The organism is Prevotella multiformis DSM 16608, from assembly GCF_000191065.1.
GTDB lineage: Bacteria > Bacteroidota > Bacteroidia > Bacteroidales > Bacteroidaceae > Prevotella > Prevotella multiformis.
In genome coordinates this window covers 1,165,636-1,178,387 of the sequence record NZ_GL872282.1, presented here as the reverse complement: position 1 = coordinate 1,178,387, position 12,752 = coordinate 1,165,636, and the positions used below count along the sequence as shown (strand labels likewise).

Genomic DNA, 12,752 nt, shown 5'->3' with positions numbered 1-12,752 from the left:
TTGAGGTTTTATTGGAAAGAAGGCTTATTTCGCAACTTATCAACCCGAAAAGCGGAAGAACCGATGATTTTGATGAATTTTGTGTAAAGGTCGTGCATCTGTCGGTTTGAACTTAATGATTCACACTCCACTAAGTTGCTAAAAATCAAAGATATGTGCAACCTTTTTAGCACATTTGGCAACTTAATTTAATTCCGCCAACGGGTTAAGTATGGCTCTTTGTCTGCCAAGTGTCCGTGCCATTGCGAAAGCAGCTGCATACCCCATGGGCGAGAAACAGCCTCTTAGAGAAAACAGCACGGGCATTTGACAATCTTTTGACTGTCGGCCGCCAATTCTTTGGCCAGCAGATGCCAAGTCCGTAAAAAAGCTGGCAGGTCTTGCCCTTCTGCAAATTAATGCTTACCTTTGAACCGTAATAGCGTAAGAGGTACGGTTATGGACACGCTCTCAAGGCAACAGCGGCACGACAACATGGCGGCCATCAAAGGCAGGGACACCAAGCCGGAGATGATTGTCAGGAAATATCTGTGGCGGTGCGGATTCCGTTACAGGGTGAACAGTCCGCGGCTGCCGGGACATCCGGACATCGTACTGCGCAAGTACAGGACTTGCATTTTCGTGAACGGCTGTTTCTGGCATGGACACGAAGGATGCCGTTACTATGTCGTCCCCAAGACCCACACCGACTTCTGGATAAAGAAGGTGGCACGCAACAAGGAACGTGACAGACGAGAACAACAACAGCTTGCCCGCATGGGCTGGCATTGCATCACGGTGTGGGAATGTGAACTGAAGAAGAACAAGCGTGAACGAACTCTTTCCTCCCTGGCTTATACGCTCAACCGCATCTACCTGAAGGACCGCACGGTGACTTACCAATCTCCCGAAGAAGAGACGGGACTGTGCATGGCAGCCGAGCCGGAGGTGGAAGATTGAAGGGACGACGGGAACCGGTCCGACAGTATGTTTCCTGATTGCATGTTGACGACAATACAGGGACAGGGATTCTCGCCGTTCTCTTGTACACCCTGACACCTCACAGACAAAACACCATTATGGCAAAGATCTGTTTAGCAAGCAGCCGGCGCAACGAGTTTTTCCCGAAGGGGCAAAAGCACTCCGTGCAGCAGGTCATGAAGTCTATGATTTCCGCAATCCACCAGCAGAAGGCGCTACTTTCAAATGGAGCAACATTGACCGTAATTATATGGACTGGACACCCGCAGAATACCGGGAACATCCCCGATCACTCCATGGCCGAAAGTCAGTTCAGGAACTACAGTACAGCAATGGGTCTCCTGCGATAACCTGTTCGATCCTCCTTCCATGCGGCCTTTCCACACACAGAAGCCGGATGGTTTGCGGGCAGGGACAGACGTGTCATCCCCCATACATTCCGCAGAAAGAAGAACCCGAGCTGATGTATAAGCTGTTCGATGGAATTACAACGAATCTGGGAGAACTGAAGGGATATGATTGAAAACAAACATCGTAAATGAAAACTCTATTTTTTTTATTGATTACTGCGATTGTCGTGATACTTGCTGTCCGCCTTGTCTTACGTTTAATCCAAGCAAAAGTCAGAGGGTGGATTGGAGAGAAAGCCGTATCAATAATCCTCAAATTTCTACCTGACGAATACACCGTATTCAATAATATCTATATTGAGGAAAACGGAAAGAGCACCCAGATCGATCATGTCATCTTGTCGCCTTATGGGATATTTGTAATAGAGACAAAAAATTATAGCGGTTGGATTTACGGCAGTGAGAATGCCCAATATTGGACGAAGAACAAATACGGAACAAAATATAGATTCTACAATCCCCTATTACAGAATTACAGCCATGTGAAAGCTCTGCAATCCTTGTTCGGCTTTCCCATGCTATATTTTGTGCCGATAGTTGTTTTCACTGGGAGAGCAACTATAAAAGGACATTATCCGAACCACTATGTTATTTATGCCCGTCAGTTGTTAAGCACCATAAAGGCTTATCGGAAAATAGTTCTTACAGAAGAAATCCTGACCACTATAATCAACAAGTTATCTTATTCGAGCTTTGAAACAAGCGAGACTGCATCGAATCATGTTAACCAGATAAAAGATGGTATCAGAGAGCGAAAAGCTATAATCATGCAGGGCATCTGTCCTCGTTGCGGAGGAACCCTTGTTCACAGACAAGGAAAATACGGAGCTTTCTGGGGATGCTGCAATTATCCGGAATGTCATTACACATTAAACGAGCAAACATTGATGAAAGGCGGTGCCTCTTAAGAAGCTTTAATTCCAGCCGTGTGCCTCCTCAACACCTTAACAACATGACAACTGAGCGAAAACCACTCATCGCTAAAAAGCTGACAAAACTTATTTGTTCAGGAGACCGGCCATCCCCCAGACAACACAGAATTGTCTGTTCTGAGGAGAAGGAAAGATCCTCCGTACAGAACAAAATATCATCGGGCATACTCTAAAAATCCACGCTGGCCTGTCCCTAATAGGAGTATTGTCAACGACCTTTCACTTTTTGATTAAATTCAGCAAAGGCAATTTTCAGAAACTACCATTTAAGCTTTATCGGACGGCAATCATAGATTATGTCAAGGGACTTCCACCTTTGAAACGCTGTTGACACCGACTTCTGTCATTTTATTTAGGGTTCTGAACGTGTACCTCTCCCCCCATTCGTGAAGCAAAGACAGGAGATTCGCCCATCATAATTGTATAAAATCATGTCTTTTAGGTATTGACAGGAGTGTCTCATCTTCTTAACTTTGCCACCAAATCAATTCTAATGGCTAAGTCTACCTACATTATTGTCGTGTTGCTGTTGATAGCTGAAGCTGTCAAGGCACAGCAAGACGGTTCCCCTCCTGCATTTCTCCTACATGGGACGGTCACCGCCTCCGATGACGCACAGGAGGTGGCCGGTGCGACAATACGTGCGTACCGGCAGAAGAAACTGCTGGGGGGAACGGTATCAGACGCAGCCGGTCATTTTGTCATGAAAAACCTCCCGGCAGATGTCCTGCATCTTCATGTTACAGCTGTCGGTTACCAGCCTGCTGACACCACCATACAGATCCAGGCATCCGGTCCCATACGGATTTATATGTCCGCGAAGAGGCAATCCATGAAAGAAGTAGTGGTGACAGCATCCGAACAGAAAGGGATGACAAGCGCCACCATCATCGGACAGACTGCCATGGAACATCTGCAGCCTTCCTCGTTTGCCGATCTGCTGGCACTGCTGCCCGGTGGAATGACGAAGCCACCTTCGCTGGGCAGTGCCAATGTCATTACGTTGCGCGAGGCGGGTTCTCCAAGCTCACAGTATGCCACCTCCTCGTTGGGTACGAAGTTCGTGATAGACGGACAGGCCATCGGCACGGATGCCAATATGCAGTACATTGCGGGTACATTCCAGGGGGATGCCGATAACAGCAGAAACCACACGAGCTACGGTGTGGATATGCGGGAAATACCTACTGACAACATCGAGAAAGTGGAAATCATCCGCGGCATACCGTCCGTAAAATACGGGGAACTGACGAGCGGACTGATCAGCATCACGAGAAAGCATACACAATCGCCCTTGCAGCTCCGCCTTAAGGCCGACGAATACGGAAAACTGGTGTCGCTGGGAAAAGGTTTCCTGTTATCGGGGAAGTGGAACCTGAATGTAGACGGCGGTCTGCTCGATGCCCGCAAAGAACCGAGGAACAGGTTCGAGACCTATCGCCGCCTCACCTTCTCAGCCCGCCTGCAGCGCAAGTGGGAATTGGGCAGACATTATGTTCTTGAATGGAACGGAGCTACGGACTATGCCCTGAACATAGACAATGTGAAGACGGATCCGGAGATCCAGATACATAAAGACGACCGTTACCGGTCCTCGTACCTCAAGATGGGACTGAACCAGCAGCTCATGTTCAGGAGAAAGGAGCAGACCGGATTCAGAAGTGCATTGCTGACCTATGCCGCCAGTATTGCCTTCGACCGAATACACCAGACCGAGGCCGTCGCCTTGCAACGGGACTATGCCGTCCCGCTGGCTTATGAGAGCGGTGAGTACGACGGACTGTTCCTGCCGTTCCAGTATGTGTGCGACTACCGTGTAGAAGGCATTCCGTTCTACAGTACTGTCAGAGGTGAGACGGAATGGGCGGCACGGACTGCATCCATGCGCCACCGTATAACGGCAGGTGCAGAATTCCAGCTCAACAAAAACTATGGGAGAGGACAGATATTCGACATCACAAGACCCCTGCATGCTTCAACAGCCCGCCGTCCCCGATCGTACAAGGAAATCCCGGCAACGGATATCCTGTCTTTCTATGCGGAAGACAATGCGACCATGCCTGTCGGCAGACACCGGTTGACGCTGATGGGCGGCATCCGTACTACCCAGCTGCTCAACATCCCGGGCTATTACGCCATACACGGCAGAATCTTCACCGACACACGTATCAATGCCCAATGGGACTTTCCGCAGTTTGCAGGCTTCAGGTGCTATGTCTCCGGCGGCTTCGGAATGATGACGAAGATGCCGACAATCCTTGATCTGTACCCTGACTATATCTATAAGGACATTACGGAACTGAACTACTGGGACATCCGCCCCGAATACAAACGTATCCATATCCGCACGTACAAGCTGAATCCCGTCAATCCCGACCTGCAGCCGGCACGCAACAGGAAATGGGAAATACGCATGGGAGTAGACAGAGGTGCGCATCATTTCAACCTTACCTATTTCCAGGAAGACATGAAGGACGGCTTCAGAAGCACCACGACAATACGTCCGTTTACTTACAGGAAATACGCTACGTCGGTTATCGACCCATCAAAACTCACCGGACCGCCGGCCTTGGATGCCCTGCCATCTGTTACCGATACCATCTTAGACGGTTACGGAACGACCGAAAACGGATCAAGGATAAAGAAGCGGGGCATAGAGTTCCAGTATTCCTCACCGCGCATACCTGTCATCCAGACCCGCATAACCGTGAACGGAGCATGGTTCAGGACCGTATACGAGAACAGCATTCCGCTGTTCAGATCCGCACCCAATGTGGTTGTCGGCGGTGTGGCTGTTGCCGACAGATATGCCGGATACTATCTGAATACGGATAGATATGACAAACAGATCTTTACATCTAATTTCATCTTTGACTCGTATATCGACAGACTGGGACTGATTCTGTCGGCAACGTCTGAATGTTTCTGGATGAGCAGCACGAAACGCCCGCCAACCTCAAGTGTCCCCATGGGCTATATGGACATCACAGGTACGGTACATCCTTATACCGAAGCCGACAAGAACGACCCTTACCTGCGCTGGCTTATACTGAGCGGTACGGCAGGACAGGACATGAGCAATAGGGAACGCAGCTATATGCTGGTCAATTTCAAGGCGACAAAAAGGTTCGGCAAGCATCTTTCCTTGTCTTTCTTTGCCGACAGGGTACTTTACATTGCCCCTGATTATGAGGTGAACGGGTTTACTGTACGCCGTACGTTCTCGCCTTATTTTGGAATGGAAATGGGACTGAAGATATAAACCTAATTATAAACAGACAGATATGAAAACGTTAATCAAAACTTTCTTTGCCATCATATTGGTGTCAGTTCTTTTCAACTCCTGCACCAATGATGATGTTTCTCCTGGCGGTTCTGCCGTGAACTATGCCAAGTTCGGACTTGACATCAGCCTGTCCCAGGCATTCAGCGGTGTCGATTCCCTTGTCTCCATCAAGGTAAAGGTACATAATGTGTCAACAGGAAGGGACAGCACCTTTACCGTTCCGTCCGTCAAATGCCTTGATGCGGAGGGGAAACTGCAGTCGTCCATCAGTATTGATACGCTCAATATCGCTGAAGGGCTTTACAATGTAGAGCTTGAGGCTAATGCCGTTCATCACAGCAAGCTGAAGACTAAAAGCATTGTCCGTGGCAATCTGATGAACCAGTCCTTGGTGAAAAGCACTGCTTCTACGCTGCCTCGTTTCGCCATCGACCTGTTCTTCCCCAATATGGGTAATGGCTTCGTGATTGCTGAAATCTTTGCCGCCCGCACACTCCGCCCCAGTGGTGACCCATATACCGGTGACCAGTACTTCAGAATTACCAATAATTCGGATGAGGTGCTCTATGCCGACGGGCTGTTCATTGCGGAGAGTGCCTTCCAGCAGATGATACACCAGGACTATAAGCCGTATGTTCTGGACAAGGAAACACCGGTACAGTACATCACCAAAATCCCGGGAATGCACGGTGTAGACAAGAAATATCCTGTCCAGCCCGGTGCTTCGCTCATTATCTGCGACAATGCCATTGACCATACCACAGCCGGCAGGAATCCCAACTCTTTCAATCTTTCAAAGGCCAACTTCGAATGGTATGACGAGTCGACAAACCCGAGGGTCACTGACATTGACAACCCCGATGTCCCCAACATGGAGCGTCTCTATACCTATTCACGTACGATATGGGGTCCGCACGACCGTGGTTTTTATTCCTATGTCATGGGCTTCCTGGGAGTGGACAACCATACCTTTACGACCGGAAAAGACTACCAATACGATTATTCTTACCGTTTCGTGTACGGGACGACGGTCAAGGACATGAAATTCCATGCTGTAAAAGTCCCCAACACATGGATTGTAGATGCCGTAGTACTGGCCATCAAAGACAAGAAGAAATGGAATGTAATCAGTCCGACACTGGACAACGGCTATGCCTGGTTCTCCACAGTCGACCATGACCAGCAGCGTTATGGCAAGTCGGTGCGCAGGAAATACGATGCCAGGAAACATAAGCTGATTGACACTAACGACTCTCAAAATGACTTCGAGACGGTTAAGGCTGATCCATGGTATGTCTTCAAATAGGCCATGCCGGTATTCCCTCTTTGTGCTTCTGTGCGTCTCCCCTCTCTGTGGAGCCGCACAAGAGCACATACAGCCGTCCCTGTCTTCGCATTCACATTCATTGGAAGCTGTACGGGAGACTACCCTCCGGCTGCCTTCTTTGAGCTACTTGAACCCATCAGACATAGTCTCCAATCTGAATGAATTTACTCCCAGCCTTTCGCAGGTACAGGCCGGCTACCGCCATGACGGAGCGTCTCTCGCGGTCGATGCGCAGCAGGGGACCGGTGCGGAGTTGATGTTCTTCAGAGTACAGTCGCACTTAAGAATCAGCAAGAAGTCTGTGGCATGGGGGGAAGCCGTCTATGAGAACGGCAGCAGGCAGGGTATATCATGGAATCTGAACAGCGATTACCAGCGTGTGTTCCCTTACGTCATTGCCGATACAGCCACTGTATCAATGCGGCGCGAGTACTATTTGTTCAGGGGTGGGTATGCACACCAGATGAACAGACTCTCCATAGGAGCTGAGATGAGTTACCGCTCTACAATAGAGTACCGCGACCGTGACCCACGTCCCAAGAACACGACACTTGACGTACAGCTGCATTTTGGAGGAGGCTATGCTGTGTCTGCACGGCGTGTCGTAGGACTGTATGCCGGCGTCGGGAAGTACACACAGCAGAGTGACGTACAGTTTATGAACCCGCAGGGCAACCGTGTCCTGTATCATCTCACCGGTCTGGGCATGCAGTATTTCCGTTTCAAAGGATTGCAGAACGGCGTGAAGTATGAAGGTGGAAATTACTCGGCGGGGCTGTCCACACATACGAAGGACGGACTCGGGCTGCAGGCTTCAACGGATCTCGAGTATGAGAACATCCAGAAACGGCTTTCCTCCGAACGTGACATTCCGATCTGTGATGTTTTCCAGACGAAGTGGAGAGGTGAACTAAGCTGGACAGGGCAATGGAGACAGTGGGACTGCAAGGCAACATTCTCCGCCGAGACAACGAAAAGAGAGGGGCAGGAACGCTATTATGACAGCGGACTGACAAATTACAAGGAGATAGCAAGCTCCAGACCTTTCATTTACCAGCACCAGGGCATGCAGTTGTCGCTCTCGGCGTTATATAAATTCACACCTGCCATTTGGCTCGTCATGCTGCCGAGACTGGCTTATGACGTAGACAATACGCAGTACCTGACCCCTGTTCGGCAACTGAAAACAGCTTTTCTCGTACCTTCCTTGAAACTGGATCTGTCGAGAATGTTCTCAAGAAGTCTGCTGTCGGTAGGCTTCCTGTCTCATGTAGGCAGGCAGGTCCACCATCATTTTGTCTTCACTGAACCCCAGGTGTTCGACAAGTCCGTCGGGATGTTCCGCAACAACGCATTCATGCAGCAGGCAAGCTATTGGGACGCAGGCCTTCACATCCGCTATGATTTCAGACTTGTCAGGTCCCTGACTTCCGCTTTCATGCAGATGCAGCTGGGGCGCAGGTGGTACGACAACCACCAGCATGGCCACAATCTTGAAATTTCAATGGGCGTAACACTTTGAGGCAGGCGGCAACGCATTGCCTCCTGTAATGAATTCATTTATTAAATATCAATTGCGTATGAAAAAGATCTTACTTACCCTCTTCGTCTTGTTCAGTACGACGTTTGTCTTTGCACAGGACGATTACAAAGTTCCCACTGATGCCTATTTCAATCAGCGTGTTGTACAGCTGACCAAGGCCGGCACGCTGGAACAGACCGTGATGGAACTCTATGGTGACGTACATGTCCAGGGCATCAAAGTCACCGGACCGATGAATGATGCTGACCTGAAGTTCCTGGCCAGACTTGCGAAAGGAGGTTCGCTGACGGACCTGCATTCGGCGAATTTGCATGATGCGGAGTTTGAAAGCATACCCGAAGGCTGCTTCCAGAACCTGACTTATTTCATGTATATTTACTTCCCGAAGACGCTCAGGACCATTTCTGACAATGCCTTCCAGAACTGCGACCTGATTTCGGTAGTGTTGAACAATGGCCTGGAGAGCATTGGGAAGCGTGCCTTCTACAGTACTCACAGTAAGACCCTGACGATACCGGCCTCTGTAAAGTATATCGGAGATGCGGCTTTTGCAGGCAGCAAAGATTATACGGAAGTGAAGGTCGACCCTGCCAACACCGTCTTCAAGATGATTGGGTACATGCTTTGCGATGTCAGCAGACATAAGGTACTGCAATGTTTCAATATGTCCGAGGGCATCGTGGAAGTCCCGCAGGACATGGAGAGCATCGGTGATGAGGCCTTCTCTCCGTTGAAGAAGGTCACGGCTGTCCGTATTCCCGCTTCTGTCACCCATATCGGCAGTGAAGTATTTAGTATGACTTATGCGCTGCAAAAGATTGAAGTGGCATCGGAAAATCCTTCTTTCACAGCAGTTGACGGCGTACTCTTCAGCAAAGACAGGTCAGTCTTGTGGACCTATCCGGCTTCCAAGGACGGAAAAAGCTATACCACTCCGGCTACGGTCAGACAGATTGCCGACGGTGCCTTTTCCCAGGCGGGCGGTCAGAATGCCCATGCCGGGATGAAAGGAAAAGAAAAACGCGAGAAAAATCTTGCCAGGGTAACGGTCAACGAAGGTACTGAAACCATCGGAAAAGATGCGTTCCTCTTCAGTGGACTGGAGGAAATAGAACTTCCCAAAACGATCAGGAGCATCGGAAGCAGCTGTTTCTACTATACAGACCTAAGCCGGATCACCCTTCCGGAGGGCATCACCCGGCTGGAGGATGCCACCTTCGGAGCCTGCGGCAGCCTGGAGAGCGTCACTTTGCCAAGCACGCTGACGTATATAGGTAATGACATCTTTGCCGTTTACAACACTTCCCTCACGGACGTTTCTATCTATGCCCCTGAACCGCCTACCTGTGCAGCCGGCGCTTTCAACACCTTCGACAACAGTGTGACCTTGCACGTTGTGGGAGGAGCGGAAAGAAAATACGAACAAGACGACATCTTCGGGTCAAGTCTGTTTGACAGCATTGTAGGCGATCTGACACCGACATCTGTCAAGAATGTCACCAAGAGGGCAACCGACGTTGTAGAAACGGGCATATACAGCATCGATGGCAGAAAGCTCCAGCACAGGACACGCGGCCTGAATATCATCAAGATGAGTGATGGAAGCGCACGGAAAGTGCTGGCCGATTCTCCAAATCAGTAAAAGAAAGAAAAACATTTGGCACGACGCCCGATCTGGCGATTGGGCAACGATATAGCCCTTTCGCCACATAAGGCAACCGCAAGAAACCCGCCCTGTTTCTCTCCTGAAAGACAGAGAGACAGGGCGGTGTAGACTGCAACAGTCGAGCGACTCCGACTCTGATTACGTCAAGGCAATCCCATCGAATGGACGGTTCAACAGGGCACACTTTCAGATTCTTCCGTTAAATGCGTGGATGCTTTCCGTATAGCTTTAACGGAAGAACCGAAACTATTCATTCAACAAAAACATAGCCAAGACTGTCAACTGGCTATTCCATCATCATCCTCCAATACAAAAATCTTTTAAATTTAATATGCTGGAAATGCAGATAAGGTTTTGAAAAGTTATTACATAATTTCAAACAAATCTTCTGCAAATATAAAAGACAAAAACAAAAAAGCAAGTTTGTAACCGACAGTAAATCAACAGGTTGTCAAGTCGTTTTTAAAAGGTGCCTGATTGGACTTCAAAAGGGCGTTGGTAACACGCTAAAAGGGCACCTGTTGCAAGCCAATCAGGCATCTTTTAGAAGCTAACAGAGCATGTGTCAGCTTTGGTTGCATGAAAACAGATTACAAACACCGATGATATGGGAATAAGTTGTCTGTAGAAGACGGAAAGACAGGCTGATGGACAGGCATCGTATCCATTTGTCTTTTCTGCATTTTTTCCTCCTTTATAAGACCATCTAACTTTGGATAGCCATACCATGCAAGTGCATAAGCCTTTATTTCCAATCTATGCAGTTAACGGAGGAACCCTAAATTTGCCGATACGGATTATTTTCGTTATCTTTGTCAACAAAACAAACGAAACAACCAATGGCAACAGTAGACGACAAGAAGATTATCTTCTCAATGGTGGGGGTGTCTAAGATCATCCCGCAGAATCAGAAACAGATCCTGAAGAACATTTACCTCTCGTTCTTTTATGGTGCAAAGATAGGCATTATCGGTCTCAACGGTGCCGGAAAGTCCACGCTGATGAAGATCATCGCCGGACTGGTGGAACCTACACAGGGTGAGGTGGTATGGAGTCCCGGCTACTCGGTGGGCTATCTGCCGCAGGATCCGCCGCTCGACGAGACAAAGACCGTGAAAGAGAATGTCATGGAAGGCGTACAGCAGATCTATGATGCACTGAAAGAATACGACGACATCAACGTGAAGTTCGGACAGGAGGAGTATTACTCTGATGCCGACAAGATGGACAAACTGATGCAGCGACAGGCTGAATTGCAGGATATCATCGATGCAACAGATGCCTGGAACATCGACTCGCGACTGGACCGTGCGATGGATGCACTGCGCTGTCCAAAGGGCGATCTGCCTGTAACGAACCTTTCGGGTGGAGAGCGTCGCCGCGTCGCACTCTGCCGTCTGCTCCTTCAGAAGCCCGATGTGCTGCTGCTCGACGAGCCGACGAACCACCTTGACGCCGAAAGCATCGACTGGCTGGAGCAGCATTTGCAGCAGTATGAGGGTACGGTCATCGCCGTTACCCACGACCGTTACTTCCTGGACGATGTGAGCGAGTGGATTCTCGAACTCGATCGTGGCGAGGGCATTCCATGGAAGGGTAACTACTCTTCGTGGCTCGACCAGAAAACAAAACGCATGGAACAGGAAGAAAAATCGGCTTCTAAGCGGCGCAAGACCCTGGAGCGTGAGTTGGAGTGGGTACGTATGGCACCGAAGGCTCGTCAGGCTAAGGGTAAGGCTCGTCTGAACTCTTACGAGCAGATGCTCAACGAGGAACAGAAGCAGCATGAGGAGAAACTCGAAATCTTCATCCCGAACGGTCCGCGTCTTGGAAACAAGGTGATCGAAGCGCAGCACGTGAAGAAAGCCTTTGGTGAGAAGGTGCTCTTCAACGACCTCAACTTCACGCTTCCGCCGAACGGCATCGTGGGCGTCATCGGGCCGAACGGTGCGGGCAAGACAACGCTCTTCCGCCTCATCATGGGACTGGAACAGGTCGACGGCGGAACATTCGAGGTGGGTGAGACCGTGAAGCTCGCTTATGTCGACCAGCAGCATAAGGATATTGACCCGAAGAAGACAGTGTATGACGTTGTAGCACAGGGAAATGAGACGATCCGCATGGGTGGGCGCGACATCAACTCACGTGCCTATCTCTCTCGTTTCAATTTCTCCGGCACGGATCAGAGCAAGCTCTGTTCCGTACTTTCCGGGGGTGAACGTAACCGCCTGCAGCTGGCACTGGCCCTGAAGCAGGAAGGCAACGTCCTCTTACTCGACGAACCGACGAACGACATCGACGTGAATACGCTCCGTGCTCTGGAGGAAGGTCTCGAGGCATTCGCAGGATGTGCGGTCGTCATCAGTCACGACCGTTGGTTCCTCGACCGTATCTGTACTCACATCCTTGCCTTTGAGGGCAACGGCGAGGTGGTCTTCTTCGAGGGCGGTTTCTCTGATTATGAGATCAATAAGGCACGCCGATTGGGTAATGAGGAGATAAAGAAAGGAAGGTACAGGAAGCTGATGGAGGGATAAAAAAGCCTCACCCCCGACCCCTCTCCGAATGGAGAGGGGAGTAGACGGCGGGAGACTCCTGCGTGGAAGGGACCGAGGCCGCGACAGGATT

General features: G+C 49.8%; 8 protein-coding genes and 1 pseudogene. 8 read left to right on the top strand and 1 reads right to left on the bottom strand.

What is annotated here, in order from left to right:
* Positions 1-62: 62 nt before the first annotated feature.
* A pseudogene (locus HMPREF9141_RS14030) lies at positions 63-173 on the bottom strand (IS982 family transposase); the annotation flags it as partial.
* A 265-nt stretch (positions 174-438) separates the two neighbouring features.
* Here HMPREF9141_RS14030 and HMPREF9141_RS04730 point away from each other — a divergent pair.
* The 8 genes from HMPREF9141_RS04730 to ettA all read left to right on the top strand — a co-directional run bounded on the left by HMPREF9141_RS04730 (position 439) and on the right by ettA (position 12,661).
* Positions 439-939, top strand: a complete 501-nt coding sequence (locus HMPREF9141_RS04730) for a very short patch repair endonuclease (RefSeq protein WP_007367382.1) — start codon at positions 439-441, stop codon at positions 937-939.
* A 119-nt stretch (positions 940-1,058) separates the two neighbouring features.
* The gene (locus HMPREF9141_RS04725) at positions 1,059-1,310 is read left to right on the top strand and encodes a hypothetical protein (protein WP_040554269.1); all 252 of its coding nucleotides are present in this window, start codon (positions 1,059-1,061) and stop codon (positions 1,308-1,310) included.
* A 188-nt stretch (positions 1,311-1,498) separates the two neighbouring features.
* On the top strand, positions 1,499-2,278 hold the full coding sequence (locus HMPREF9141_RS04720) for a nuclease-related domain-containing protein (protein WP_007367379.1): 780 nt from the start codon (positions 1,499-1,501) through the stop codon (positions 2,276-2,278).
* Between the two features lie 517 nt (positions 2,279-2,795).
* Complete coding sequence (locus tag HMPREF9141_RS04715; RefSeq protein ID WP_007367378.1) at positions 2,796-5,564, top strand: TonB-dependent receptor; 2,769 nt, start codon at positions 2,796-2,798, stop codon at positions 5,562-5,564.
* Positions 5,565-5,586: 22 nt separating this feature from the next.
* Positions 5,587-6,894 carry a DUF4876 domain-containing protein gene (locus HMPREF9141_RS04710; RefSeq protein ID WP_007367377.1) on the top strand — a complete coding sequence of 436 codons (1,308 nt, stop codon included), beginning with the start codon at positions 5,587-5,589 and terminating at the stop codon, positions 6,892-6,894.
* Positions 6,895-7,033: 139 nt separating this feature from the next.
* The gene (locus HMPREF9141_RS04705; RefSeq protein ID WP_257009563.1) at positions 7,034-8,437 is read left to right on the top strand and encodes a DUF6850 family outer membrane beta-barrel protein; all 1,404 of its coding nucleotides are present in this window, start codon (positions 7,034-7,036) and stop codon (positions 8,435-8,437) included.
* A 58-nt stretch (positions 8,438-8,495) separates the two neighbouring features.
* Positions 8,496-10,100 carry a leucine-rich repeat domain-containing protein gene (locus HMPREF9141_RS04700; RefSeq protein ID WP_040554268.1) on the top strand — a complete coding sequence of 535 codons (1,605 nt, stop codon included), beginning with the start codon at positions 8,496-8,498 and terminating at the stop codon, positions 10,098-10,100.
* 863 nt (positions 10,101-10,963) lie between these two features.
* Positions 10,964-12,661, top strand: coding sequence for an energy-dependent translational throttle protein EttA (ettA, locus tag HMPREF9141_RS04695; RefSeq protein WP_007367372.1), 1,698 nt, complete (start codon positions 10,964-10,966; stop codon positions 12,659-12,661).
* Positions 12,662-12,752 lie beyond the last annotated feature (91 nt).

Bases quoted from the DNA above. Each gene is read 5' to 3' on its own strand.
- HMPREF9141_RS04730 (WP_007367382.1), top strand. From the start codon at position 439: ATGGACACGCTCTCAAGGCAACAGCGGCACGACAACATGGCGGCCATC.
- HMPREF9141_RS04725 (WP_040554269.1), top strand. From the start codon at position 1,059: ATGGCAAAGATCTGTTTAGCAAGCAGCCGGCGCAACGAGTTTTTCCCG.
- HMPREF9141_RS04720 (WP_007367379.1), top strand. From the start codon at position 1,499: ATGAAAACTCTATTTTTTTTATTGATTACTGCGATTGTCGTGATACTT.
- HMPREF9141_RS04715 (WP_007367378.1), top strand. From the start codon at position 2,796: ATGGCTAAGTCTACCTACATTATTGTCGTGTTGCTGTTGATAGCTGAA.
- HMPREF9141_RS04710 (WP_007367377.1), top strand. From the start codon at position 5,587: ATGAAAACGTTAATCAAAACTTTCTTTGCCATCATATTGGTGTCAGTT.
- HMPREF9141_RS04700 (WP_040554268.1), top strand. From the start codon at position 8,496: ATGAAAAAGATCTTACTTACCCTCTTCGTCTTGTTCAGTACGACGTTT.
- ettA (WP_007367372.1), top strand. From the start codon at position 10,964: ATGGCAACAGTAGACGACAAGAAGATTATCTTCTCAATGGTGGGGGTG.